At 67.8% G+C, this 25,700-nt stretch carries 23 protein-coding genes and 2 pseudogenes; 15 read left to right on the forward strand and 10 right to left on the reverse strand.

The window, feature by feature from the left end:
* Window positions 1-320: 320 nt before the first annotated feature.
* From AC5Y2S_RS04835 to AC5Y2S_RS04850, 4 genes and pseudogenes are all read left to right on the forward strand, one after another.
* Window positions 321-1,907, forward strand: coding sequence for a SulP family inorganic anion transporter (locus AC5Y2S_RS04835; RefSeq protein WP_499954163.1), 1,587 nt, complete (start codon window positions 321-323; stop codon window positions 1,905-1,907).
* A 158-nt stretch (window positions 1,908-2,065) separates the two neighbouring features.
* A complete protein-coding gene (locus AC5Y2S_RS04840; RefSeq protein ID WP_499954388.1) occupies window positions 2,066-3,394 on the forward strand; it encodes a sensor histidine kinase in 1,329 nt (442 codons plus the stop codon).
* 4 nt (window positions 3,395-3,398) lie between these two features.
* Window positions 3,399-3,797, forward strand: a complete 399-nt coding sequence (locus AC5Y2S_RS04845; protein ID WP_499954165.1) for a VOC family protein — start codon at window positions 3,399-3,401, stop codon at window positions 3,795-3,797.
* Window positions 3,798-3,888: 91 nt separating this feature from the next.
* A pseudogene (locus AC5Y2S_RS04850) lies at window positions 3,889-4,043 on the forward strand (deazaflavin-dependent nitroreductase); the annotation flags it as partial.
* Window positions 4,044-4,071: 28 nt separating this feature from the next.
* On the opposite strand, the gene tnpB reads toward AC5Y2S_RS04850, so the two are convergent.
* Both tnpB and AC5Y2S_RS04860 read right to left on the reverse strand, forming a co-directional pair.
* On the reverse strand, window positions 4,072-5,454 hold the full coding sequence (gene tnpB, locus AC5Y2S_RS04855) for an IS607 family element RNA-guided endonuclease TnpB (RefSeq protein WP_499954167.1): 1,383 nt from the start codon (window positions 5,452-5,454) through the stop codon (window positions 4,072-4,074).
* Between the two features lies 1 nt (window position 5,455).
* A complete protein-coding gene (locus tag AC5Y2S_RS04860; protein ID WP_499954169.1) occupies window positions 5,456-6,043 on the reverse strand; it encodes an IS607 family transposase in 588 nt (195 codons plus the stop codon).
* A 73-nt stretch (window positions 6,044-6,116) separates the two neighbouring features.
* Between AC5Y2S_RS04860 and AC5Y2S_RS04865 the strand changes: the two are divergent.
* A pseudogene (locus AC5Y2S_RS04865) lies at window positions 6,117-6,398 on the forward strand (deazaflavin-dependent nitroreductase); the annotation flags it as partial.
* Here AC5Y2S_RS04865 and AC5Y2S_RS04870 read toward each other — a convergent pair.
* Complete coding sequence (locus tag AC5Y2S_RS04870) at window positions 6,296-9,193, reverse strand: MMPL/RND family transporter (RefSeq protein WP_499954390.1); 2,898 nt, start codon at window positions 9,191-9,193, stop codon at window positions 6,296-6,298. The pseudogene AC5Y2S_RS04865 and the gene AC5Y2S_RS04870 sit on opposite strands and share 103 nt — an antisense overlap.
* A complete protein-coding gene (locus AC5Y2S_RS04875; protein ID WP_499954171.1) occupies window positions 9,186-9,563 on the reverse strand; it encodes a hypothetical protein in 378 nt (125 codons plus the stop codon). Before AC5Y2S_RS04875 ends, AC5Y2S_RS04870 begins: the two co-directional genes overlap by 8 nt.
* Window positions 9,564-9,696: 133 nt before the next feature.
* On the opposite strand from AC5Y2S_RS04875, the gene AC5Y2S_RS04880 reads away from it, so the two are divergent.
* Both AC5Y2S_RS04880 and AC5Y2S_RS04885 read left to right on the forward strand, forming a co-directional pair.
* Window positions 9,697-10,905: a sensor histidine kinase gene (locus AC5Y2S_RS04880; RefSeq protein WP_499954173.1), complete on the forward strand. Its 1,209-nt coding sequence runs from the start codon at window positions 9,697-9,699 to the stop codon at window positions 10,903-10,905.
* The gene (locus tag AC5Y2S_RS04885) at window positions 10,902-11,576 is read left to right on the forward strand and encodes a response regulator transcription factor (protein WP_499954392.1); all 675 of its coding nucleotides are present in this window, start codon (window positions 10,902-10,904) and stop codon (window positions 11,574-11,576) included. Before AC5Y2S_RS04880 ends, AC5Y2S_RS04885 begins: the two co-directional genes overlap by 4 nt.
* Before the next feature lie 52 nt (window positions 11,577-11,628).
* On the opposite strand, the gene AC5Y2S_RS04890 is transcribed toward AC5Y2S_RS04885, so the two are convergent.
* The 5 genes from AC5Y2S_RS04890 to AC5Y2S_RS04910 all read right to left on the reverse strand — a co-directional run bounded on the left by AC5Y2S_RS04890 (window position 11,629) and on the right by AC5Y2S_RS04910 (window position 17,146).
* Window positions 11,629-12,009 carry a hypothetical protein gene (locus tag AC5Y2S_RS04890; protein ID WP_231985103.1) on the reverse strand — a complete coding sequence of 127 codons (381 nt, stop codon included), beginning with the start codon at window positions 12,007-12,009 and terminating at the stop codon, window positions 11,629-11,631.
* Window positions 12,010-12,074: 65 nt separating this feature from the next.
* Entirely contained in the window at window positions 12,075-13,409 is a 1,335-nt protein-coding gene (locus AC5Y2S_RS04895; RefSeq protein WP_499954175.1) for an aromatic ring-hydroxylating oxygenase subunit alpha, read from the reverse strand.
* Window positions 13,410-13,420: 11 nt separating this feature from the next.
* On the reverse strand, window positions 13,421-15,181 hold the full coding sequence (locus AC5Y2S_RS04900) for an N-acyl-D-amino-acid deacylase family protein (protein WP_499954177.1): 1,761 nt from the start codon (window positions 15,179-15,181) through the stop codon (window positions 13,421-13,423).
* A gap of 96 nt (window positions 15,182-15,277) precedes the next feature.
* Window positions 15,278-16,414, reverse strand: a complete 1,137-nt coding sequence (locus AC5Y2S_RS04905; protein WP_499954179.1) for a phosphotransferase — start codon at window positions 16,412-16,414, stop codon at window positions 15,278-15,280.
* A gap of 111 nt (window positions 16,415-16,525) precedes the next feature.
* The gene (locus AC5Y2S_RS04910; RefSeq protein ID WP_499954181.1) at window positions 16,526-17,146 is read right to left on the reverse strand and encodes a TetR/AcrR family transcriptional regulator; all 621 of its coding nucleotides are present in this window, start codon (window positions 17,144-17,146) and stop codon (window positions 16,526-16,528) included.
* 124 nt (window positions 17,147-17,270) lie between these two features.
* On the opposite strand from AC5Y2S_RS04910, the gene AC5Y2S_RS04915 reads away from it, so the two are divergent.
* Window positions 17,271-18,407 (forward strand): Rv3169 family protein, encoded by a 1,137-nt coding sequence (locus tag AC5Y2S_RS04915; RefSeq protein ID WP_499954183.1) that lies wholly within the window; start codon window positions 17,271-17,273, stop codon window positions 18,405-18,407.
* A complete protein-coding gene (locus tag AC5Y2S_RS04920; RefSeq protein WP_499954185.1) occupies window positions 18,404-19,489 on the forward strand; it encodes a phosphotransferase family protein in 1,086 nt (361 codons plus the stop codon). Before AC5Y2S_RS04915 ends, AC5Y2S_RS04920 begins: the two co-directional genes overlap by 4 nt.
* Before the next feature lie 6 nt (window positions 19,490-19,495).
* On the opposite strand, the gene AC5Y2S_RS04925 is transcribed toward AC5Y2S_RS04920, so the two are convergent.
* Window positions 19,496-19,894, reverse strand: coding sequence for an STAS domain-containing protein (locus tag AC5Y2S_RS04925; RefSeq protein WP_499954187.1), 399 nt, complete (start codon window positions 19,892-19,894; stop codon window positions 19,496-19,498).
* 389 nt (window positions 19,895-20,283) lie between these two features.
* Here AC5Y2S_RS04925 and AC5Y2S_RS04930 point away from each other — a divergent pair, with 389 nt between their 5' ends.
* The 6 genes from AC5Y2S_RS04930 to AC5Y2S_RS04955 all read left to right on the forward strand — a co-directional run bounded on the left by AC5Y2S_RS04930 (window position 20,284) and on the right by AC5Y2S_RS04955 (window position 25,689).
* Window positions 20,284-21,414 carry a catalase family peroxidase gene (locus tag AC5Y2S_RS04930; RefSeq protein WP_499905621.1) on the forward strand — a complete coding sequence of 377 codons (1,131 nt, stop codon included), beginning with the start codon at window positions 20,284-20,286 and terminating at the stop codon, window positions 21,412-21,414.
* Entirely contained in the window at window positions 21,411-22,004 is a 594-nt protein-coding gene (locus tag AC5Y2S_RS04935) for a cytochrome b (RefSeq protein ID WP_499954189.1), read from the forward strand. The genes AC5Y2S_RS04930 and AC5Y2S_RS04935 overlap by 4 nt, the downstream gene beginning before the upstream one ends.
* An 18-nt stretch (window positions 22,005-22,022) precedes the next feature.
* A complete protein-coding gene (locus AC5Y2S_RS04940; RefSeq protein WP_499954191.1) occupies window positions 22,023-22,643 on the forward strand; it encodes a cysteine hydrolase family protein in 621 nt (206 codons plus the stop codon).
* 18 nt (window positions 22,644-22,661) lie between these two features.
* Complete coding sequence (locus AC5Y2S_RS04945; RefSeq protein WP_499954193.1) at window positions 22,662-23,720, forward strand: ABC transporter permease; 1,059 nt, start codon at window positions 22,662-22,664, stop codon at window positions 23,718-23,720.
* A gap of 3 nt (window positions 23,721-23,723) precedes the next feature.
* Window positions 23,724-24,719, forward strand: a complete 996-nt coding sequence (locus AC5Y2S_RS04950) for an ATP-binding cassette domain-containing protein (protein WP_499954195.1) — start codon at window positions 23,724-23,726, stop codon at window positions 24,717-24,719.
* A 76-nt stretch (window positions 24,720-24,795) separates the two neighbouring features.
* Window positions 24,796-25,689, forward strand: coding sequence for a fructose bisphosphate aldolase (locus AC5Y2S_RS04955; protein WP_499954197.1), 894 nt, complete (start codon window positions 24,796-24,798; stop codon window positions 25,687-25,689).
* Window positions 25,690-25,700 lie beyond the last annotated feature (11 nt).

Here is a 25,700-nt window from a genome sequence, read left to right on the forward strand (position 1 = left end):
GAAACCAAGTCGGTGTTACGCAGTTCACAGGCCGTTCGGTGAGGCGCTGGTACGGCCGCCGAACGCCGGGCGGAGGGCCAATGGGCGCCGCCACTTTCAGCGGTGCAAATGCGTGGCAAAGATTTGGGTTCGATATGCACCCGGCCCGTCGGGTTGCCCGCGACCGTCCGTCTTAATTACCTTTCCCGACAGGGGCCGGGAAATATCAGCCGAGCGACAAAGCCCCGGCGCCGTGTAAATGGCGGAACGCCAAGGGGTTACGGACACATCCGTGCCACAGATGCGCAACAACATGGCAATACGTAATGAGAAAGCGAGCGATGCAGCAATTCGGAATACCCCGAAAGAACACGGCCGATCCCGGGCCGGCGTCACGAAACGAGCGGCTGCGCTCCATGATTCGCAGCGACCTGCCGGCGTCGCTGGTGGTGTTCCTGGTCGCGCTCCCGTTGTCTCTCGGGATCGCAATCGCATCGAACGCTCCAGTGCTCGCCGGCCTGATCGCCGCGATAGTCGGGGGGATCGTCGCCGGATGCATCGGGGGATCGCCGCTGCAGGTGAGCGGTCCCGCCGCCGGGCTCACCGTCATCGTGGCCGACCTGGTGTCCGAATTCGGTTGGGCGGTCACATGTTTGATCACCGTCACCGCCGGCGTCCTGCAGGTCCTGCTGGGCATGAGCCGCGTCGCGCGCTCGGCCCTGGCGATCTCACCCGTCGTCGTGCACGCCATGCTGGCCGGAATCGGAATAACCATCGCACTTCAACAGGTCCACGTGTTGTTGGGCGGAAAGTCCAAGAGCACCGCCTGGCAGAACGTTATCGGTCTTCCGGTCCAAGTAATCGGCGCGCACAAACCGGGCGTGGTCCTGGGCGTGCTGGTGGTGCTGATTCTGGTCGGCTGGCGGTGGGCTCCCGCCAAAGTCGCCCGCATACCCGGCGCGCTCGTCGCGATCGTTGCCGTGACGGTGATTTCGCTGGTCTTCCCGTTCGAGGTGCCCCGGATCGAACTCGAGGGATCCGTGTTGGACGCGCTGCGGCTGCCGGAACTCCCCGACGGCAACTGGGGCGCAGTCGCGGTGGGCGTCCTGACGGTCGCGCTTGTCACCAGCGTTCAGAGCCTGCTGACCGCGGTGTCCATCGACAGAATGCACACCGGAACGCGGACCGACTTCGATCGCGAGCTGATCGGACAGGGCGCCGCCAACATCGTGTCGGGCGCGATCGGTGGCCTGCCCATCAGCGGCGTCATCGTGCGCAGCGCGGCTAATGTCAACGCGGGCGCGAAATCCCGGGCCTCGTCGATCATGCACGGCGTGTGGATCCTGCTGTTCACGCTGCCCTTCGCGGAGCTGGTGGAACAGATTCCGACCGCCGCGCTCGCGGGCCTGCTGATCGTCGTCGGAATTCAGCTTCTCAAGCCGGCCCATATCAAGACCGCGCAGCGCACCGGAGATCTCGCCGTCTATGTCGTCACCGCGGTCGCGGTGGTCTTCCTCAATCTCCTGCACGGCGTCATGATCGGCCTCGCGGTGGCTGTCGCGCTGACCGGCTGGCGGGTGATCCGGGCCAGGGTCGAGGCCGCGCGGGTGGGTGATGAATGGAAAGTCGAGGTCGGGGGCGCGTGTACCTTTCTCGCCCTGCCCAGGCTGACCCGGGTGCTGGCGTCGGTGCCTCAAGGCGCGACGGTGACCGTCCACGTCGTCGCCAACTACCTCGATCACGCCGCGCACCAGGCGATTAGCGACTGGCTGCGACACCACCGACGCAACGGCGGCGCGGTGCAGATCCACGGCATGAGCGAGCCGGACGGAACCGGCCCGACTGACGGTGCGGCCGCCAACGTCGAACGCGGCGGTGCCCAGCTGACCTTGGTCCACACCAAGACGGCAACCTCCGAGGTGAGCTGACCGCCGCGCCAACCTCAAACGTCGCGCCTATATCCTGAGCTCGTTGGCCAAGCCGGGCGAAGACGGAAGGCAAGATGTCACGAGAACTTCGGCCGCTGCCGCGGACGGTATGAGTGATGGCGACCGATACGTCCGCGCCTCACGGTCTGCGGTTGCCGATGAAGGTGCTGTCACTGCGCACCATCGTCATCGTCGCCGCGCTGTCGGTGATCACGCTCGTCGTCCTGTTGGGCGCCTGGGTGTGGATCGGCGTCACCAACGACCAGTACAGCCAACTCGACCGCCGGCTGGATTCGGTGAGCAGTTTGGGCGACATCAACACCCTGATCAACAGCGGACAGCTCGCCACGCCCGACCGGCCCACACCGGACGGCAACCTGGTGCGCACCGCGCGCATCGCCGGTGTGACGGTCTCCGTCCCGGGCAATATCGTTCTGCCGCAACTGCCGAACGGATACGCCAACACCACCATCGGTGGCGTGCAATACCGCGTGCGTACCTTCAGCGCGGGTCCCGCCTCGATCGCGCTCGCCGCCCCGCTGGCCGAGGCCCAGCACCGGATCAACGAGCTGCACCTACGGGTTTTGCTGATCTGCGGCATCGTCATCGGTGGCACGATCCTCGTCGGCTGGGTGATTTCGTTGATCATGGTCAATCCGTTCCTGCTGCTGGCGCAGCAGGCCCGCGCCATCAACGCTCAATCCAGCCCGGACGAGGTGCAGGTTCGCGGCGTGCGTGAGGCCGTCGAAATCGCCGAAGCGGTCGAAGGAATGCTGGCCCGCATCGGAAACGAGCAGCAGCGCACCAAGGCGGCGCTCGAGTCGGCCCGCGACTTCGCCGCCGTCGCGTCGCACGAGCTGCGCACCCCGCTGACCGCCATGCGCACCAACCTGGAAGTGTTGTCCACCTTGGAAATACCGCGGGAACAACGCCAAGAGGTGATCGGTGACGTCATCCGCACCCAGAGCCGAATCGAAGCGACGCTGACGGCGCTGGAACGCCTGGCGCAGGGCGAGCTGACCACCGTCGACGATTTTGTGCCGTTCGACATCACCGAGCTGCTGGATCGCGCCGCGCACGACGCCCTCCGCATTTATCCGGGCGTGCAGGTGTCGCTGGTGCCGTCGCCCACGGTGTTGATGGTGGGGCTGCCCACCGGGCTTCGGCTGGTAATCGACAACGCCATCGCCAATGCCGTCAAGCACGGCGGCGCCACCGAAATCCGCCTCTACGTAACCAGTTCCGGCGAGGGCGTGGAAATCGCCATCGACGACAACGGCACCGGGGTGCCCGAGTCCGAACGCACCGCGGTCTTCGAACGCTTCTCCCGCGGGTCTACCGCTTCCCGTTCGGGGTCGGGGCTCGGGCTGGCCCTCGTCGCCCAGCAGGCCGAATTGCACGGCGGGAGCGCGTCGCTGCACTCCAGCCCGTTGGGCGGCACCCGCCTGCTGCTCCGACTGGCCGGTGACGGGCGCGGGCCGGCGTGATGCGATGCTAGGCCACCTCGGCGTCAACGTTCCGGATCTGCCGGCCGCGAAGCGCTACTACGACGCGCTGATGCCCCTGGTCGAATTCGAGCCCTTCCTTGCAGGCGACGACGAATTCGCCTATAGGCCCGCCGGTAACAAGCCCGGCACCTACCTGTTCTTCTACCCATCGGGCCAACCGGGTGAGTACTCCGCGGAGCGGACCGGTCTGCAGCACCTGGCGTTCATGGTGCCGCGCCGATCATTGGTGCAGGCCGTGCACGACCACGTCGTTCGGGTGGGCGGCACGGTCGTTCATCCCCCGCGGCATTTCCCGCAGTACGCCGGCCATTATTACGCCACCTTTTGGCACGACCCGTTCGGCCTCAGACTTGAGGCCGTCTGCCACCACGACCGCGACTGAGCCAGGCCCGGCATCAGGCATATTGACATAGATCAGGCAGGTTGATATCACTTAGGCCACAAGGATTCGCCGCCGATTGACCGGGGGAGCCATGCCTGATCCCAAACCACCAGCCTGGCTCAAGGCGATGAACAAAGTCATGATGTGGATGCAGAAACTCGGCATCGTCGCCGGGCCGGTGCGGGTGCTTACCGTGCCCGGCCGCAAATCGGGGCAACCGCGGAGCGCACGCCGGTCACACCTTTCACCGTTGCAAGTGAGTGATCTTTAGTGGTCACGCGACTTGCACCCCGTCTCGGGGTTGTTCGGCAGCCTTGCGGCTGCGTCCCTTCCGCGCTTCATCGCCACCAGCCCGGCTCAGCCGGGTCTTATGGTCGGCTCCACGCTTGACGGCGGCCCCAACTGGGCCGACGACGCTAGATGTTTCCTCGTAGCGTGCGAGGTTGATCGCGGCGTTGTCATCACGCTGATGCGCTGGTGCCGAACACGTATCGCATTGCCAGTGTTCGGCCCAACCGATGTCCTGAACCTGCCCGCAACGGTGGCAAGCCTTGCTCGACGGGAACCACCGGTCGGCGACCACCAGCTGTGATCCGTACCAACCGGTCTTGTAGGACAGGTGACGCCGGGCAGCGCCCAGCGCCGAGTCCGACAGCCCACGCCGCCGGGCGCGAGCCCCGGTCAGCCCTTTCTGCCGGAGCATCCCGGCCGCGTCCAAACCTTCCACTACGATCCGGCCGTGAGTTTTGGCCAATCGTGTTGTCAGGACGTGCAAATGATGGGCGCGGACATCGTTGACCCGGCGATGCAGCCGGGACAGTTCAGTTGTGCGTTCCCGGTAGCGTCGAGAACCTTTCACACAGCGTGAGCGGGCACGCGATACATGCCGCAACTCGCGCAACGCGGTTTCCAACGGGCGCGGGTTGGCGACATGTTCGATCACAGTACCGGCGGCGGTGGCCACGGTCGCCAAGCGCCGTACCCCAACATCCACACCGACCCGTGAATCCGGCTGCGCCACACAGGGCTTCTGAGGCCGTTTAACCAGTACCCGCGCGCTTGCATCGAGCCGAGTGCCGTTGCGGCGCACTGTGATCGCCAACACCCGCGCCCGGTCTTTGTCGATGAGCCGCTCAATCCGGCGGGTGTTCTCGTGCGTGCGGACGTTGCCGATGACCGGCAGCGTGAGATGCCGCCGATCGGGCTCGACACGCATCGCACCCGTGGTGAACGACACGCGATCCTGGTCGCGGCCCTTCTTCTTGAACCGTGGGAAACCCACCCGCTTACCAGCACGATTGCCAGCGCGGCTCTGCTGCCAGTTCCAGTACGCGTCGACCGCACCATCGATGCCGTCGGAATAGGCCTCTTTCGAGCATTCAGGCCACCACACCACACCGGTCTCAGCGTTGACGCACACGTCGTCCTTGACGGTGTTCCAGCGTTTCCGCAGCACCCGCAGCGATGGCTTCGCAGTCTCGACGCCGGTCTCACGCCACGCTTGGATATCGGCTTTCAGGGTGGCGACGGCCCAGTTGTACGCCTTACGGCGAGCACCGAAATGCCGCGCCAACGCGTGGGCCTGCTCGGCGGTCGGGTCAAGCGTGAACCGGAACGCCTGAACCGTCCAGCCCTTAGGAACCTCGAACTTCGCCACCTCAGGCCGCCTGGCGGTCCGCGCCGTCAGCAGCAGCGGCGACGGCACACTTAGCACGGTTGGCAGCAGCGCGTTTGCCGTAGAGCCGAGCACACATACCGGTCAGGATCTCGGTGATGTCTCGCACCAGATCGTGGTCAACCTCTGCGGTATCGACTACGACCAGTTCGCGGCCTTGGGCGGCCAGGGCACCCTGGATGTACTCAGAGCCGAACCGGCAGAACCGATCCCGGTGCTCCACCACGATCCGGTCCACAGACGGATCACGGAGCAGCGCCAGGAATTTGCGGCGGTGCCCGTTCAACGCCGAACCCACCTCGGTGACAACCTTGTCGACGGAGATCTGCTCGCCCGTGGCCCACGCGGTCACCCGCGCCACCTGCCGATCCAGATCAGCTTTCTGATCGGCTGACGACATCCGCGCATATACCGCGGTCCGCGACCTCCGATCAGTCGAAGCGGACGGATCGTCAACGAGAATAAGCCGACCTACCCGCCGCGCCGGTACCGGCAACAGCCCCGCTCGAAACCAGCGATACGCAGTCACCCGCGCGACACCGTTGCGCTCAGCCCACACCGCCAGATTCATATCCCTGTTCCTACAGCACACCACCGACAACTACCGACCACTCAACACACAACAGCTGGTCACCCTGCACGACGGCCGCTACATCGTCGGATATCCAGACGCGGACTGGGTGCTCAACGCCCGCGCCGCGAGCACCGGGACCATCATGCGGGGCCGCAGGCCCGAGCGTGTGGCCTTCGCGGAGCTGTCCGCGGAGCAAGCCCGGCCGGTGCTGCGCGCTTTTCCCGACAAGGTGCCGCGTGGCGTCGGATTCTATAAACGCTCGGGGCTGGTGGCACGGGGAACCGCCGACGAGTTCGAGGCACTTGCCGGCCGATGCGCGGTGTTCCGGCTCGACGCCTTACCGGCATCCTGACGCCTGGGCACCGAGGCCGGCCAGAAGAACCACCTGCCCAGCAGCGCGACGATGGACGGCACGACGAGCGCCCGCACCACCAGGGTGTCCATCATCAGCCCGACCGCGATGGTCGTGCCGATCTGGGCGATGCTGAGCACGCTGCTGCCCAGCAACGCGAGCATGGTGAGCCCGAAGACAATCCCGGCCGTGGTCACCACCCCGCCGGTGCCGCCGAACGCGCGAACGATGCCCGTTCTGATTCCTGCCGTCGCCTCGTGCTTGATGCGAAGCGCCAGTAGCAGGTTGTAGTCCGCGCCGACGGCGATCAGCGCGATGAAGGCGATGGGCGCGACGGCCCAGTGCAGCTCGTGATGAAGCAGCCGCTGCCAGATCAGCGCGCTTATGCCCAACGCCGATGCGTAGGAGGCGACGACGGTGCCGACGACGACCAGCCCGGCCACCGGACTGCGCAGCATCGCCGTGACGATCAGGAAGATGAGCACCAGGGCCGCACCGATCAGCAGTGCGCTGTCGCGGGCGACGAAACGCTCCAGGTCGGCGGTCACGGGGCCGACACCCGCCAGGTCGACTCCCGTCGGGGTCAGCGTTCCCTCCTTGGTGGCCTCCTTGACCGCGGTGCGCACCTGCTCCGCCCGCGTGGCGCCCTCGGCGCCCCATTCGTTGCCGTCGCCGTAGACCAGCAGGTAGGTCGCGCGACCGTCGGCGGAAATCAGCTGGTGCAGCACCTCGACATACCGCGGGTCGCTCAGCGCACGTTGCGGCAGGTAGAAACCGGATGCGGCGCTGCCCTGGAATTGGGTGGCGATCTCGGCCAGGTAGTCGGTCAACTGGTGCAACTGCGGCCCGATCGTCTCGCTCAGGCCCAGCAACTCGCGGGTGGCCGAACGCGCCTGTCCCAGTGCGTCTTTCATCGAAACAACGGTTTGCGGTAGGTCCGACATGGCCGCCGCGGCGGCGCTCGACCCCCTGGTCAGCTTGGCAGCGCCATCGCCGAGCCGCGTCGATGTCTGCACCAGGCTGTCGACAGGCCGGATAACACGATCCACCGTCGAGCAGACCGGGTTGGCATCGCAGCCCGGCGTCCGCGCGACGAAATCCCGCAGCGGGTCCAGGTAGCCCGACACCGCCGTGACGGTCCGTTGCACGCCGTCCATGCCGCCGCGCATGTCGTCGGCGGCCGCGGACATGTCGGCCAGTCCCGCGCTGCCGCCACGCAACCCACCGCCGAGCCGGTCCACAGCGGTTTGGGTCTGCGCGAGAGCGTTGTCGAGTTCGGAGACCCGGTTCAGTCGCTGGGTCAGTGAATCGATCGTGTCCCCGAGCTGGCGGCCGAGCACTCCGGTCTGATACGTCAACGTGGCCTGATCCGGCACGCTGCCGTCGGGGCGGCTCGCGGACTGCACCATGCGCACACCCGGGATCGCCATGACCTGCCGCGAGATCCGCTCGACGGCGATCAGCCCCGCCGGGGTGCGCAGGTCGTGGTCGGACTGGATGGTGACGACGTCGGGCAGCAGCGAATTCGACGGGAAGTGCCGATCGCTGGCCGCGTAGCCGCGGCTGGATTCGGCGGCGGACGGGGTGGCGGCCGGTTCGTTCCAGCCGACCCGCATGTCCGCCAGCGGCAGCGCCGCCAGCAGTGTCAAGCCGCCCGCGGTGACCAGGACGGGACCCGGCCAGCGCGCCACCGCGGCACCCACGCGCCGCCAGCGGCGCGACGTCGTCGAGGGTCGCGGTTCGAGAAACCCGCGGCGCAGCGCCAGCCCCATGAGCGCCGGCGTCAGCGTAAGCGCCGCGGCCATGGTGACCAGAATCCCAATGGCGCAGGGTATCCCGGCGCTGCGGAACATCCCCACCTTGGCGAAGCCAAGGCATCCCAGCGCAACAGACACCGTCAGCGCCGATCCGATCACCACCGGCGCGACGGCGCGGTAGGCCTCGAGCAGCGCCTGCGCCGGGGCGACGTCGCGGCGTCGCCCCTCGTGGTAGCGGCCGATGAGGAATATCGCGTAGTCGGTTCCGGCGCCCAGCGTCATCGCCGCCATGAGCGCCGCCGAGAATAGCGATACCTCAACGACATTCGCTTGCCCAAACGCCGCGGCAACGGCACGGCCCAGGGCCAGCGCGATGCCGACCGAGGCCAGCGGAATCGCCGCGGCGATCGGCGATCGGTACACCAACAGCAGCAGCAGCAGGATGACGCCGACCGTGGCGGCGGTGATCGTGAGCATTTGTCGGTCGATCGCGGAGAATTCGTCGACGATGGTGGCGCCGGGACCCGTGACGAGCACACGCAGGCCGGGCGGCGCGGACAGTCGGGCTACCTCGCCGCGCACCGAATTCACCGAGTCGCGGGCCGCCGAGGTGCCGAGCATTCCGGCGAGCCGCACCATCAGGCTGACCGCGCGCCCGTCGGAGCTCTCGGCGCCGGCGGCCGTGGCGGGCTGAGACCACAGGTCGGTCACCGCATTCACGTGGCCACGATCGGAGGAGAGGGCCGCGGTCAGCGCGTCATAGAATTGGCGGTCGCGCGGCGTGAGGCGCTGATCGCGTTCCAGCACAACGTAAACGAAATTGTTGCTCGGCTTTTGGCCGAATAGCTGCGCGGCGCGGGACGCGGCGACGGAGCTCGGGGCGTCGGCGGGCATGAACGTGCGGGCATGGGTGTCCACGACTCGCTCCAACTGTGGGACGGCGAGATTGGCGGCGGCCGCCGCCAGGACCCATAGGCCGACGACCAGGATCGCGTATCGGCCGGTCAGGCGCGAGAGAATTCCCGTTCCGTCAAGCAACGGTCTGCGCATCGCCCGGTCCGCCCAACAACTCCATCACCCGCCGCTCGTCCCCGGCCAGGGAGCGCAGCCGCAGCGACCGCCGCGACGCGATCTCCAGCAGGGCGTGCAGCCCGGGCTCGGCGGCCGCGAGGTCGGCTTTCACCCGCTCGGCCGCCACGCCGTCGTGCGCCGCCTGATCCAGCTTGGCGACGAGCATCGTCATCCAGCGCTGTCGCAGCGACAGCAGTAGCCCCTCCTGGCCACCGAAGAGCCGGGACACCTCGGACGAACGATCGGCCAGCGCGAGTGCCGCGTCGGGATCGGTCTCGGCGGCCTTGATCACGTTGGCCATGAAGGCCATCCGGTCGTGCAGCAGTGTCCATGTCATGCCTCGACGCTATGAGCGCTGCCAGCCGCCGCGCGTCGTGCCGAGGTCCGGTCTTTGCCTCCTACCACGGGTGGAGACGGATGCCGACCTCGGCATGATGTGACGAGGAGCCGGGCTCTTCTACGATTGGACAATGTTGCGCGCCGCAGCCGATCACTCGCGGGAACTGTTGCGCCGACGCCGTGAGCAGATGCCCGTCGGCATCACGTGGACGTCGATGATCGCCGTCGATGTCTCCCTTGTGCTCGGCGGGGTGGTCGCGATCCTGCAGCGCCCGGCCGCCGATTTGCCTGTCGCGCTCGCCGCGTTCGCATTGGCTCTCTCGCCAGAGGTTCCGTTCTTGGTGTTCAACATGAAGCTCAGCCCCGCGCTGCTGTGGCTGACCTGGTCGACGGCCGCCGCCATGATGCTGTTCGCCACCTCGACACCCGTTCATGGCGATTTCGCGCCGGCGGGAGCGGTCCTGGCGGTCTTGTGCGTCGCGACATTGGCCTCGGTTGCCGCCGGCATTCTGGCAGCCGCGTCGGCGGCGGCGCTGCTCCTCGCCGCCTCCTCGCTGCACCGCCTCGATGACGTGGCGCTGTACGTGGGCTTTGTCGCGGTGGGATGGCTGCTCGGCTACATCATGCGCACGCAACGGCTGCTGTTGGCCGAGCAGATCGAGGCGCAGAAGCTGTTGGCCGAGCACGCCGCGGCCGACGAGCGACGGCGCATCGCGCGCGAAGTGCACGACGTCATCGCCCATTCGCTCAGCGTCACCTTGTTGCACGTGACCGGCGCGCGGCGGGGGCTGCAGCAGGATCGCGACGTCGACGACGCCGTCGAGGCCCTCGAACAGGCCGAGCGGCTGGGCCGGCAGGCGATGGCCGACATCCGCCGGACCGTCGGGCTTCTCGACGATTCACCCATGAAGGTTGCGCCCGAACCCGGCATCGACGACGTCGCGGTGCTCGTCGCGGACTTCCAGCGGGCCGGACTGGCCGTGACGCTGTGCGTCGAAGGGGCCACCGATCGCGCGTCGGCCGCGGTGGGCCACGCGCTGTACCGCATCGCCCAGGAATCGCTGGCCAACATCGCCAAACACGCGCCGGAATCAAAATCGACTGTGGCCCTGAGTGTTTCGGAGGCTTCGACAAGCCTTGTCGTCGACAATCGCCTGCCGGCCGCGGTGGCCGCGGCCCCCTGCGCGGAAGGGCGCGGTGTGAGCGGCATGCGCCAGCGCGTCGAGTTGCTGGGCGGGGCGATCGACGTCGGCCCGACCCGCGACGGGTGGGCGGTGCGCGCCGAGATCCCCCTCGACGGCGGCGACACCGGCTGGCGGCCGCCGTGGTGCAAGTTGTGATCCCCGATATCGCCGAATCGGCCGAGATCGCCGTGCTGCTGGTGGACGACCAGGACTTGGTGCGTTCCGGGTTGCGCCGGATCCTGCGCCGCAAGGACGGATTCAACGTGGTTGCCGAATGCGCCGACGGGGACGAGGTGCCCGCCGCCGTGGCCGAGCACCGACCCGACGTCGTCGTAATGGACCTGCGGATGCGACGGGTGGACGGCATCGAGGCGACGCGACGGCTGGCCGGGGGCCCGCCGGTGCTCGCGTTGACCACATTCAACGAGGACGACCTGCTGTCCGGGGCGCTGCGCGCCGGCGCCGCCGGGTTCGTGCTCAAGGACTCGTCGGCCGAGGAATTGATCCGCGCTGTGCGGACGGTCGCCAGGGGAGACAGCTACCTGGATCCCGCGGTCACCGCGCGCGTACTCACCACTTACCGCAAGGCCGCCCCCGGCACCTGCGAAAAACGGGGCAACGAGGTCGCCCAGCTCACCACCCGCGAGTTGGACGTGCTGACGCTGATCGGAAAAGGCATGTCCAACAGCGAAATCGCCGACGAACTCTGCATCTCCGGTGTCACGGTCAAGAGCCACATCGGCCGGATCTTCGGGAAGCTCGACCTGCGGGACCGCGCCGCGGCGATCGTCTACGCCTACGACAACGGGATCGTCGCGCCGCGCTGAAACGTCAATAGGTACGGTGACCGAGCCCGCGAACGTGCGGCGAACCGCACGGTCACATAGGGGTGGCCTGCTGGGCCAGGTTCAGCAAGACGTAGGCGATGCAGAAAAGGAAGTTGAGTACGACCAGGACCAGGCCCATGAAAAGCAGCGAACGGGTCCCCTGCCGCTTGAGGCGCTTGACCCGCGCGCCGCGGGCCTCACGATTGAGCTGCATCGCGATCAGCGCGAAATTGACATCCGTGACTTCGTCGTCCGCGACGGGCACACCGGCCACCATCTGGCGCAGGCGTTCGGGGGCGGTGTGAACCCCGACGCGCTCGAAGCGGTGACACAGCCGTCGTGCCCGCCTGCGGCCGAGTGCCTGACATCGCATCTGTACCTGATGCATGAGTTGCCGCCGTTCGTAGCCCCAGGCATCGGACGGAACCGTCACAAGCCGGGAGTCTAACCCGCAAATACCCGGTTTCGGGAGGTCTAAGCCAATCCCGTCGGCACCTTTTAACCGCCGGTCATCCGCTCGGATTCGGGCAGGTCCAGGTAGCGCTCGAGGTTGCGATGCATGTTGATGACGCGCCGTTCTTCGCTGGAGAGCGCCAAGTGGGTGAACCCGGGCTGGTGCAGGCCGCGCTGTAGGCCCGCGAGCAGCTGGATGTCCTGGGTGAGCACCAGGCCCGGTTCGGCCTCCCCGGCGGTGGTCCGCACGTCTGCCGGCTTGCTGCGCGGCGCGCCCGGCGCCATTCGGGTCATCAGGAAGATGACCATTTCGCCGCGATCCGGATCGGCGCCGGGCCGCGAGCACATGACGGTCAGGTGGTCGGCGTTGGCGAGCAGCGTCATGTTGGGAAACACGTTGTACTGGTGCAGCCGGGTGACCCGGTCGGTGTCGGCCCACGAGAGGTCCACCCCACGGCTGGCCGCGAAGGCCCGCGTGGCCTCCGCGATCAGGTCCTGGACCGTCTGCCCCGGCCGGCGTTCGTCGGCGGGAAACGGGGTGCCCTCGGCCGCACCCATCAGCGCGCCCTGCGTGTAGACGTAGGCGTCCCACACCTCTTCGTCGCTCAACGCGCCCTCGAAGCGCGGGCTCTGCACACCGTAGGGCTGGTCGGACTTGCCGGTGTGGCCCCAGATCTGTTGGGGCGCATGGATGTCGTCGACGCAGCGCAGCAGCTCGGGATGCAGCGTCTGGATGTGGTAGGTCTCGCTGTAGCCGTCGGCGATCGTCTTCCAATTGGCGTCGACGTCGATGGTCAGCGTCGCGTAGCAGCGGAAGTCGCTCAGGTGGCACCACGCGATGTCGTCGGGCACCGCCTCCAGGTACTCGAGCAACGGCATCGCGCCGACGTCGAGGTTGACGAAGACCAGGCCCTCCCACGTGTCGACTAACGCGGGTATCAGCGGGAAGTCCGACATCCGCAGTGAGCCGAAGCCCTTGCGGTTGGGCACCCGCTTGAGCGTGCCGGCGAGGTCCCAGGTCCAGCCGTGGTAGCCGCACTTGAGCTCGCGCAGCCCGGAACCCGAGCCGGCGCACAGCGAATTTCCGCGATGGCGGCACGCGTTCTGGAAGGCGCGCACGACGCCGTCGTCGCCCCGCACGATCAGCACCCCGTACGGACCGCAGCGGTACTCGAAGTAGTCGCCGGGCTCGGCGACGTGGTCGACCATGCACGCCAGCTGCCACACCTTCGGCCACATCCGTTCGACCTCGAGTTGGGCGAACGCCGCAGAGTAATAACGCCCGGCCGGCACCAGGGTGGGGCCGGCGGGCGGGGTGCCGATCGCGTCCTCTTGGGCGTTGGGGCGGGTGCGAGTCGGGTTGCCGGCGGGCGCGTTCACGGACGGCGCCCCTAACGCGCTCCGCGCACCAACCGGCCGGGACGTGCCCCGGTGTCGACGTCGTTGCGGCGCGTCACCGTCCCGCTGACGATCGTGGCGGCGTAGCCGCTCGCGCCCTGCAGGATCCGGTTGCCGCCGGCCGGCAGGTCGAAGGCCATCGCCGCGGGGTGCAGACGCAGGGCGTCCATGTCGATCACGTTGATGTCGGCCTTCTTGCCGGCTTCGATGGTGCCGCGGTCGGTGAGGCCGAACAGGTGCGCGGTGTCGCGGGACTGCTTGCGGATCACGTATTCGAGCGGCAACTTCTCACCCCGCTGACGGTCCCGCGCCCAGTGCGTCAGCAGGAAGGTGGGATAGGAAGCGTCACAGATCATTCCGCAGTGGGCGCCGCCGTCGGAGAGTCCCAGCACGCCCGCGGGGTGCAGCATCATCTCCCGGATCGCGTCGCAGTTGCCGTCGGCGTAGTTGAACAGCGGCAGCATCAGCATGTTGGTCGCGTTCGACTCGAGCATGAGGTCGTAAAGGGTGGCCAACGGGTCCTCGCCGCGTGCCTTGGCTATCGCGGCGACGGTGCGGTCGGGAGTCGGCTCGTAGTCGGGCGGATTGCCCAGCGCGTACAGGCGGTGCAGGGAGTGCTGCACCAGCGCGAACATCCCGTCGAACAACTGCGTCGGGTCGACGGGCAGGTCGTCCTCGGAAAGGATCGCCGCCCGCACCGCCGGATCGGCGAGGCGCTGCGCGAGCTCGGCGCGGCCGCATTCGGCCGCGAGCCTGCGATAGGTCGGGCGATGGCTGAAGCCGTGATGCCCCTGGAACCCGATCATCATGCCGAACGGGCGCGCCGCGATCTGCGGGTGCAGCCGGGCGCCCGCCGCGTGCGCATCCGCGGAGAGGTCGAGCATCTCGCGCCAGAGCTTCGGGTCGGCGTCGACCTGAATGAGCGCGAACGACACGGGGCGGTCGATCTCCGCGCTGAGCCGGCGCATCCAGTCCAATTCCTTCTTCGGGCCGATGATGTCCTCGCCCGCCGCCCCCTGCGGAGCCAGCTCGAACACCGCCTGACCGCCGGCGGCCATGGCGCGCCCGAGACCGAACAGTTCCTCCTCCGCGGCGAAAGTGCCGGGCACCGGCTCACCGTCCATCGCGCGGTGGCCCATCGTGCGCGACGTCGAAAACCCGAGAGCGCCGGCCTCGATGGCCTCGGTGACCAGCCGCGCCATGGCCGCGATGTCGTCGGGCGTGGCCGGCTCGTTACGGGCGCCCCGCTCGCCCATCGCGTAGGCGCGGATCGCGCCGTGGGCGACCTGGCTGCCGACGTCGATCGCGAATTTCTGCTTGCCGATCGCGTCGAGGTATTCGGGGTAGGTCTCCCAGCCCCAGGTGATGCCCTCGGTGAGGGCGGTGCCGGGGATGTCCTCGACGCCCTCCATCAGCTCGATCAACCATTGCTCGCTGCCGGGCCGCACGGGGGCGAAGCCGACGCCGCAGTTACCGGTCACGATCGTCGTGACGCCATGACCGCTGGAGGGCTCCAGCAGGCTGTCCCAGCTCACCTGGCCGTCGTAGTGCGTGTGGATATCGACGAACCCCGGGGCCACCAGATGCCCTGTCGCGTCGATGGTTTCGGCGGCGTCGCCGGCCATCTCGGGGCCGTCGGCGCCGCGCCGGACCACGTCGACGATCACGCCGTCCTTGATGCCGATGTCAGCCCGGTAGCGCTCGGCTCCGGTGCCGTCGACGACAGTGCCACCGGTGATCTTCAGGTCGAACATGAGGGCCTCTCCGCCGTATTACGCTACGCGGCGTAGCGTAAGTACTGACGATATTCCTCCCGCCACATCCAGTCAATGAATCCTGCGAAGTTGGGGTTACAAACAACTCTTCAGTGCCGCAATGGTTTCCAGGTCGTCGAGCGCCGCCACACCGCGGCGCAGGCCTTCCATGGCGATGCCTTCGACCTGCATTCCGCCCATCCCCGCGGTGATCAGCGGGGCCACATACGCGTAGAGCGCGCCCTGCCGGTAGCGCCGCCACAGGTCGTCGCGGTCGAGGTTGGGTCCGCCGGCCGCCGCCAGGGCGCGTCGGTAGTCGTCGAGCAGGTCCCGCTGAGTCGCCCGGCGGTCGTCCGGGGTCAGGCTGGTGATCAGCGTGTATGCCAGCTCGCGCGAGGGATGGCCGCGCCGCACAGCCTGCCAGTCCAAGAGCCCGGCTTTGCCGCCGTCGAAGTACATGTTGCCGGGGTGCGCGTCGCCGTGCATGACGGTGTGCGGGGGCGTGTCGATCAGGGCGGCGACGGCTCGGTAGTTGTCGGCGATGAAGGTCCCGTTCTCGACGGGGATTTCGGTGCGCCCCGTGAGCCGCTTGATCGACGCGTGCATCAGCGAACCGGTCAACATGGACGTGACGTCGCCCGACGGGGTATACAGCCAGCCCAGCGGGCCGCGGCGGTCGCGCGGGAGGCGGTCCCAAAAGGTGGCGTGCAGATCGGCCAGCAATTCGACGATGAGGCTGGCCTGGTCGGGGGAGAGCGGGTGCAGGGTATCGGGAAATTCGCACGACTCGGCGGGGAGGTCTTCCAGAACCAGCAGGTATCGGCCCGTCCAGCTGTCGAAGGCCGCGCCGTAGGCCTGCGGCACGCCGTGCAGCTGCGGGGCCAGTTCGCTGTAGAAGCGCACCTCGGTGTGTCCGAGGCGGCCGAGTTCGCCCATCAGCCGGGTGGCGGTGGTTTCGGCGGCGACCTTGACGAACACCGACTCGGGGACGTTCTTGCCGGTCAGCACTAGCCGGGCCCGCGACGAGGTCCCCGCGTCGCGGTCGAGCACACGGACCGACTTGACGGTGGTTCCCATCAGTTTGGACAGGACTCCGGCGTCGATGTCAGCGACCGTGCGGGGCAACCCAAGACGGGCGCCCACCACCGCGTCGGCGGTCACCCGGCGGACGCCCTGGCCCAGGTGAGCGGCCAACCCGACGAGGGAAAAAGCTTGTTCCGCAAGGTTTTTCATGTGTATCCGTCCTGGTTCGGGATCCCCGTACCGGCGGGAGGGGTCACTCAACCGGCGCGGGGTCCCGTCAGACAAAAATAACTGAACGTCTGGACATCAGACAATACCTGATTATTGTCTGATCTGTGGCACCAGGGCCCGCACCACGAACTGCTCGACGAATTGGCGTTTGTCGGCGGCCGGCCGATACCGCCACGACGGGCCCAGCAGAAACAGCGTGGTGGTGTGCAACCACTGGACGATCGAGCGAAAGTCCAGGTCGTCATGGAGGAGTCCCGCCCGCTTCCACCGGTTCAGCAGGGGTTCGTAGTGCCGCAGCAGCAGCTCCACGAATGGTTCCGAGCCCTTCTCGAGGGCCGCGGCCACCGCGGTGCTTTCCGCGGCGAACATCGCCTCGTTCAGCGGATTGCCGGCCACCGACTCGACGCGCGCCAGCACCATCTCCGGCACCGACCGGACCGGATCGTCCGGCGCGGGCAGCGAGCGCACCAGATCACCGAGCGCCTTGTCGACCCGCATCAGCATCAGGCCGAGCAACACGTCGTCGCGGCCGGGGAAGTACCGGTACACCGTCGACCGCGACACCCCGGCCTCGTCGGCCACCTCGGCCATCCGGAACTGAGAGTTCCCGCGGCGGACGATGCAACGCCCCGCGGCGTCGAGGATCCGCCTGCGGGCCTCCTCGTCGTCGAGGATCGCGCGGTCGGCGCCCCACCACCGGCTCGGTTCCATGGCGCCGATGGTACGGGATTCGTTGTGCTGCTTCGGTATCTGATGCCTCGGGCAACCGAAGTAGGGCCGCGCGGCCTCGAATTCCGTTGCGGCCCGGGCTATTAACCGGTCAGAGAGGGAGATGATGGGCTACTCCGCCGCCGACGAGTCGTTCACCCACCAGCTCCCGACAACCTTCGACCGGGTGCACGACTCGGATCCGACGTGGTCGGACCGGTGTTACTTCTTCGCCGCGTCACCGGACGGCACCATGCTGTTGGCCAGCGGCTACGGCAACAACCCGAACACCGGAACCGCGCTGGGATACGTCAAGGTCAGCCTCGCCGACGGCCGGCACTGGGATCTCCTGTCGGGCCGGCCCGTTACCGGCGCCGACCGCGACGACCTGCGCGCCGGCCCGATGAGCTGGACCTGCGTCGAGCCGCTGAAGAAGTGGAGACTCGACGTCGAACCCAACAAGTCCGGCGTCGAGTGGGAGCTCTACTACGAGCCCACCGCCCCGATGTGGGAGCTGCTGCCGATGCAGGTGCGCGACCCGGCCGGCCAGATGCTGGCCGACATGTATCACATGAAGGAACCCGGGCGATGGAGCGGCTGGGTCACGATCGACGGCGAGCGCATCAGCGTGGACGGCTTCCACGGCGGCCGCGACCGCACGTTCGGCGTGCGCGTCTCGGACAAGATCGACTTCTGGCTGTGGCTCGATGCCGGATTCGACGACCGCGCCATCGAAGCCTGGGTCATCGAATCTTCCGATGGTTCAGTTAATTACGTCGACGGCGGGATCACGCACGCCGACGGGACGCTGTCGAAGCGATTCGTCAAGATCGAGCACGACGTGCAGTTCGACGGCAACAGCAAGCGGCCCGCCCGCGCCACACTGGTCTTCACCGACGAGGACGGCAAGGCCTACCGCGTCTTCGCCGACGCCGCCCATCAGGAAGTCAACGCTTACTACGGGCTACCGATGGTGCACTGCCAGTACGAGGATCTGGGCGCCGGCGCGTACTTCATCCATTTCCTCTGGGACAGCGCCGATCCCGAGCAGCTCGCCGAGACCGAGGGCAAATCGATGGCGCTGGACCAGCTGATGCGGTTCGAGATGGACGGCGATATCGGTTGGGGCGTCTTCGAATTGCTGCTCGGCGGGCAGGGCTACCGCCGCTATCCGAACTGGACCGCGATGGACATGTCGGCGTTCACCCAGGACAAGACACCCGTCGACCGGCTCCCCGCGGAAGACGATCGAGTCCGCCAATGACGCTGGACGCCAAACTGGAACAGCGGTTGACGGCCTGGCTGCGCGCGCAGATCCCCGACGCCGACGACGTCCGAATCGAAGGGCTGGACCGGGTGGACTTCGGGCATTCGGCCGAGATGATGATGCTGAGCGTCGTCACCCATCGCGGCGACCGGGACGCCCGCCAAGACGCGGTGCTGCGTCTGCGGCCCAAACCACCTGCGCTGCTCGAGCCCTACGACCTCGCGCGCCAGTTCGCGATCCTGCGGGCCTTGGCGTACAGCGCGGTCCGTGTTCCGCGCGCGCTGTGGCTCGAAGAAACCGGCGACGTGCTCGGACGACCCTTCTTCGTGATGGAACGGGCGGCCGGGCAGGTGTATGAAATGGAGGCGCCGGCCGGTGTCGCGGACTTGACCGTGGTGCGGATGTGTCAGAGCCTGGTCGAACAACTCGCGGCGATCCACACCGTCGACCTAGCGCAGACCGGGCTCGACGCACTCGACGACGGTGGCGATCATCTCGACCGCGAACTCGACCACTGGGCGGCGGAGATGAACCGGGTCAAGCGCGACCGCCTGCCCGCCCTGGAACGGCTCCAGCAGGCGCTGCGTGCCGACCAGCCCGAGCCATGCCCGAAGGTCGCGTTGGTGCACGGCGACGCCAAACCGGGCAACTTCGCGTTCTCCGGCGGCGAGGTCAGCGGGGTGTTCGACTGGGAGATGACGACCGTCGGCGATCCGCTCACCGACATCGGCTGGCTCGAGATGTTGTGGATGCAGCCCGTCGGCCTCAACACCCACCCCGCCGCGCTGCCCATCGACGCGCTGCTCACGCATTACGAGTCGGCCAGCGGAATCACGGTCCGCAACCGCGCGTGGTACCGCGCGTTCAACGCCTACAAGATGGCCGTCATCTGCCTGATCGGCGCGATGCTGATCGAGGATGGCCACAGCGACGACCAAAAACTCGCGCTCGCCGCCTACGGCACCTCGCTTTTGACCAAGGCCGGCCTCACCGAGCTGGGCATCGACGAATCTCTCGACGACGGTCCCGTCCTGCCGCGCGACGAGCGCATCCAGCGGGTCCTGGCGCCCGCTACATAGCGCGGGTCAGGCTTGCCCCGACTGGGCTGAACTGTCGGCGACGCGGCACAGCGCGGTGTCGAGCGTGCTGTACAGCGACAACACGTTGTCCAGCCCCATCAGCTTGATCGGCCGGCTGGTGGCCGGCCCATTCGCGACGACCGCGAATCGAGTGGGCGGCGCGACGTCGGCCTGCGCGGACACCAGGACGGTCATCCCCGCCGAGGCTAAAAAATCCACTTTCGACAGGTCAACGACGAGCCCGGCGGGTCCGGTGGCCAGCTCGGTGTGTATCGCCTCGGCGAGTTGCGGCGCGCTGAGCATGTCGACTTCGCCCGACACGGTGAGCACGACCGTCTGGTCTACCTGGCGTTTTCCCACCTCGAAGGCGATCGGATCGGCCGAATCGCCGGATTGTTCGGTCATGGTTTATCACTCACATTCGCCCGTGCGGGCCCGAGAAATCAACAGCTATTGCCAAGCCGGGGCTGCTGACTCAACCCGCGTAGCACGCTTTGCCGAGGAGAAACCCCATCGATCCTGCGCCGCTAGGCGGAGGCGCAGCCGCACGTGATCATTAGATCTTAAGCCACGGGCAAACGATGTCGCCGCTCCGGTGTCTGGCGATGTCTTGGCAACATTCGTTGTCAGTAGGCGAGCAGTGAACGAAATCCGGCGACCCGACGTGGTCGCAATGTGCGCGATAGCAACCGCCAGTGTTGCGCACGGCAGCCCCAGGTGGATGAATTGCGTTCACCGAGTGTCGTTCCCAGGCTGCGCGGCTTGGCCCGGAAAAGCGGGAAAGGACGGTGGGTATGGAGGCCGGTGGTCAGGATGGCGCCCCGGACGACGACGGAGACGTCACCAAGCCCGAACAGCCGCGCCGTCTCGCGCTGAATCGGCGGACCGCGTTGCTCGGCATGGGCGCCGTCGCCGGTTTCGCTGCGGTCGACGTGGGCGGTTTTGCCTATGCCGGCGGCTGGCTACGGCCGGACACGCTCACTCCGCCCCGGTTCGCCGATCGTTTCGAACACATCTACGGCCGCCACGACGGGTTTCGGCGAAACCATGCCAAAGGACTCAGCGCCACCGGGTCTTTCGCGAGCAACGGGGCGGGCGCGGCCATCTGCCGGGCCGCGGTCTTCCGGCCCGGCACGGTTCCCGTTGTCGGCCGGTTTTCCCTCGGCGGTGGCCTACCGGATCAGACCGACAAGCCCGACACCGTCCGCGGCCTCGGGCTGCTGTTCGAGGCCGGCGGCCAGCAGTGGCGCACGGCGATGGTCAACGTTCCCGTCTTCACCGACAGCACCCCGCAGGGGTTTTACGACCGGCTGCTCGCGTCCAAGCCGCTGCCCGACACCGGCAAGCCCGACCCGCAGAAGATGGCCGCATTCCTCGATCGCCATCCCGAAACCGTCGCCGCGATGAAGATCATCAAGCAGTCGCCGCCCAGCGCGGGCTTCGCGGACAGCACGTTTTACGGGCTGAACGCTTTCTGGTTCACCAACGGCGCCGGCGCCACCGTTCCGGTGCGTTGGTCGGTGGTGCCGCAGGACGCCGGCGGGGGCGGTGGCGCGCCGCCGCCGCACGGCAAGGACTACCTGTTCGACGACCTCATCCGCGCGGTGGCGCAGCGGCCGCTCAGATGGCGGCTGATCCTCACGGTCGGCGAGCCCGGCGATCCGACCCACGACGCCACCAAGCCATGGCCGCAGTCGCGGCGGACCATCGACGCCGGCACCATCACCATCGCCGCGGTGCAGACAGAGGAAGCGGGCAACGCGCGCGATATCAACTTCGACCCCCTGGTGCTGCCCGACGGCATCACCGCATCCGACGACCCGCTGCCCCCGGCCAGGTCGGCCGTCTACGCCCGCTCCTTCACGCGCCGCGCCGAGGAGCCCAAGTCGCCCAGCGAGGTCAACGTGGCCAAGGTGTTGTCATGACGGGCACCGCAAGCGAAACCACCAGCGCGCCAGCCCGTTTCGCCCTTCCCTCCCGGATCCTGCACTGGCTGATGGCGCCGATGGTCATCGTCCAGCTGCTGATCGGGGTGACCATGATCGCTTCGCTGAGCTACTACCCGCTGCTGCTGGCGATCCATCGCCCGCTGGGCGTGTTGATCCTGGTCTTCGCCGTGGTGCGGCTGGCCAACCGGCTCACCCACCGGCTGCCCCCGTTCCTGGCCACCATGGGGCCCGTCGAACGCCGCATCGCGTCGTGGTCGGAGTACCTGCTCTACGCGCTGCTGCTCGTCCAGCCGCTGGTCGGGTGGGCCATGTTGTCGGCGGCGCGGTTCCCGATCACCCTGGCCGGGCCGCTGCGCCTGCCCGGGATCGCGCCGCACAACCTCGATCTCTACGCCGTGCTTCGGCAGGCCCACAACGTCTTCGCCCTCCTGCTCTTCCTGACGTTCACCGCCCACGTCTGCGCGGTGTTGTTTCACACGCTGGTGCTGCGCGACGGGCTCCTCGATCGCATGGCGCTGTGGCCCACCAAACGCCGGGTCCCGCAGCAGGACGACACCACGGCGTGACGGCCGTGCCGTGCGAATATGACCGACGTGGCGTACGAGAAGGACCTGACCGGCCTGGTGGTCATCGACCCGTACAACGACTTCATCTCCGAGGGCGGCAAGGTGTGGGATCGCCTGAAGGGTGTCGCGGAGGCCAACCAGTGCGTTCCGCACATGCGACAAGTCCTCGAGGCCGCACGGGCCGCCGACATCCGCGTCTTCTATGCGCTGCACCACCGGTACCGGCCGGGCGACTACGAGACATGGAAGTACATCGCGCCGATCCAGCGGGCCGCGTGGTCGCGCAAGACCTTCGAATACGGAAGCTGGGGCGGTGAGCTGCACCCCGGGTTCGAGCCGCGGCCGGGCGACATTGTGGCCCAAGAGCATTGGTGTTCGAGTGGTTTCGCCAACACCGACCTCGACCTGCTGCTGAAGAGGCACGGCATCCGTCGGCTCATCATGATGGGACTGATCGCGCACACCTGCCTCGAGGCCACCGTCCGGTACGGCGCCGAACTCGGCTACGAGGTCACGGTGGTCAAGGACGCGACCGCGAGCTATTCGGACACCGAGATGCACGCCGCGCTCGAGGTCAATATCCCGAACTACGCCAGCGCCATGCTCACCGCCGACGAAGTTGTCGACGCACTGAAGTAACGGCGGTAGCGTCTGAGCATGCTGATCGCGGCACTACGCGACATGCAATGGCGACGGCGGCGCCTCGTCATCGCGATCATCAGCACGGGGTTGGTCTTCGCGATGACGCTGGTGTTGACGGGCCTGGCGAACGGCTTCCGCGTCGAGGCCCAGCGAACGGTCGACGCGATGGGCGTCGACGCGTTCGTGGTCAAGGCCGGTGCGGCCGGGCCGTTCCTCGGTTCGACACCGTTTGCCCAGGTGGACGTGGCGCGGGTGGCGGCCGCACCCGGGGTGGTGGCCGCGGCCCCGCTGGCGACCGCGGCCTCGACCATCAGGGAGGGCACGTCGGCGCGCAATGCCACCGCCTTCGGCGCGCCGGCGCACGGGCCGGGCATGCCGCAACCCTCGGAGGGCCGCGCCCCGGCGGCGCCCGACGAGGTCGAGGTGTCGAGCACGCTCGGCAAGCACCTCGGCGAGGACCTGCAGGCCGGGGCGCGCCCGCTGCGGATAGTCGGGATCGTGCCCAACGCGACCGCACTGGCGAAGACGCCGTGCATATTCCTGACGACCGAGGGCCTGCAGCAACTGGCGTACAACGGGCAGCCGATGATCACCTCGATCGGCATCATCGGCATCATCGGCAGCCCCCGGCAGCTCCCGGACGGCTACCAGACCGTCGACCGGGCGGCTGGCGTCAACGATCTGCTGCGCCCGTTGAAGGTGGCGGTGGCCGCGATCACGATCGTGGCCTTCCTGCTGTGGATCGTGGCGGTGCTGATCGTCGGCTCGCTGGTCTACCTGTCCGCGCTCGAGCGCCTGCGCGACTTCGCCGTGTTCAAGGCGATCGGTGTGCCGACGCGGTCGATCCTCGCGGGGCTGGCGCTGCAGGCGATCGTCGTCGCCCTCCTCGCGGCCGTCGTCGGCGTCGTCCTCGCGCAGCTGCTGGCGCCGCTGTTCCCGATGATCGTCGTGGTGCCCACGTCGGCCTACCTGGCGCTACCGGTCATCGCGATAGCGATCGGCCTGCTCGCCAGCGTCGCCGGCCTGAGACGCGCGGTGGCGGTCGATCCCGCGCTCGCATTCGGAGGTCCGTGACCGATGGCCGACCTGAGCATTCAAGACCTCGTCGTCGAGTACTCCAGTGGCGGTTACGCGCTCCGCCCGATCAACGGCATGCACCTCGACGTGGCGGCGGGCTCGCTGGTGATCCTGCTCGGCCCCAGCGGCTGCGGAAAGACGACGTTGCTGTCCTGCCTCGGCGGCATCCTGCGGCCGAAGAGTGGGGCGATCAAGTTCGGTGGCATCGACGTCACCGCGCTGGACGGTCGTGAGCTGGCGAAGTATCGGCGCGACACGGTGGGCATCGTCTTCCAGGCCTTCAACCTCGTCCCCAGCCTCACCGCCCTCGAGAACGTGATGGTCCCGCTGCGCGCCGCGGGCTGGTCGCGCGCGGCCTCGCGACGGCGCGCCGAGGAACTGCTGAACCGCGTCAACCTCGGGGAGCGGATGAAGCACCGCCCGGGGGACCTCAGCGGCGGGCAGCAGCAGCGGGTGGCGGTGGCCCGTGCGATCGCGCTCGAGCCCCCGCTGATCCTCGCGGACGAGCCGACCGCGCACCTCGACTTCATCCAGGTCGAGGAGGTGTTGCGGCTGATCCGCTCGCTCGCGGAGGGCGAGCGGGTGGTGGTGGTCGCGACCCACGACAGCCGGATTCTGCCGCTGGCCGACCACGTCGTGGAGCTGGCACCCGCCCACGCGTCGACGAACCGGCTCCCCGAAACCGTGCAGCTCAAGGCCGGCGAGGTGTTGTTTGAGCAGTGCACGATGGGGGACCTGATCTACGTCGTGTCCGAGGGCGAGTTCGATATCGTGCGCGAACTGGCCGACGGCGGTGAGGAGCTCGTCAAAGTCGCCGGGCCCGGGGACTACTTCGGCGAGATGGGCGTGCTGTTCCACATGCCGCGTTCGGCGACGGTGCGCGCCCGAACCGACGCGACGGCGGTCGGTTACACGGCGCAGGCATTCCGTGAGCGGCTCGGCGCGGCGGGTATCAGCGCGGTGGTCGGGCAACGTGAGCTGGCGCGGACCGACTGACGACCTGCCTGATCGCGCCCCGATCGGACGAATATGATCGGCACCCGACAGTGCCACGAGGGAGTGGGGAAGTTCCATGCCGAACCAGCAGCAAGCCGACCGGATGACGTCGGGCAGGGGGTTCATTGCAGCGCTCGACCAGAGTGGCGGCTCGACGCCCAAGGCGCTGCGTTTATACGGAATTCAAGAGGACGCGTATTCCTCCGAGGAGGAGATGTTCGACCTCATCCACCAGATGCGTTCGCGGATCATCACCTCCCCGGCGTTCAACGGCGACCGGGTGCTGGCCGCGATCCTGTTCGAACAGACCATGGACCGCGACATCGAGGGTGTGCCGTCGACCACCTACCTCTGGGAGACCAAGGGCGTGGTGCCGATCCTGAAGATCGACAAGGGCCTCGCGGACGCGTCCGACGACGTGCAGCTGATGAAGCCGATGCCGGGACTCGACGAGCTGCTGGAGCGGGCCGTGAGCAAGGGCGTCTTCGGCACCAAAGAACGGTCGGTGATCGGCGGGGCCAACGCGGCGGGCATCGCCGCCATCGTCGCCCAGCAGTTCGAGGTCGGCCACCAGGTGCTGTCGCACGGGCTGGTGCCCATCCTCGAGCCCGAGGTCACCATCTCGATACGGGACAAGGCCGAGGCCGAGGGCATCCTGCGTGACGAAATCACCAAGCAGCTCGAAACCGTGCCCGACGGGCAGCGGGTGATGATCAAGCTGAGCCTGCCGACCGAGGTCAACTTCTACCGTCCCCTGATCGAACACCCGAAGGTGATGCGGGTGGTGGCGCTGTCCGGCGGCTACTCCCGCGAGGAGGCCAACGAGCTGCTGGCGAAGAACGCCGGACTCATCGCCAGCTTCAGCCGTGCGCTGACCGAGGGGCTTTCGGCCGACCAGTCCGACGAGCAGTTCAACGCGACGCTGGACAAGTCGATCCAGTCGATCTACGACGCGTCCGTCGCCGGCTGAGCGCCGGTTCC

The sequence above is a fragment of the Mycobacterium sp. NGS69 genome (assembly GCF_059812165.1).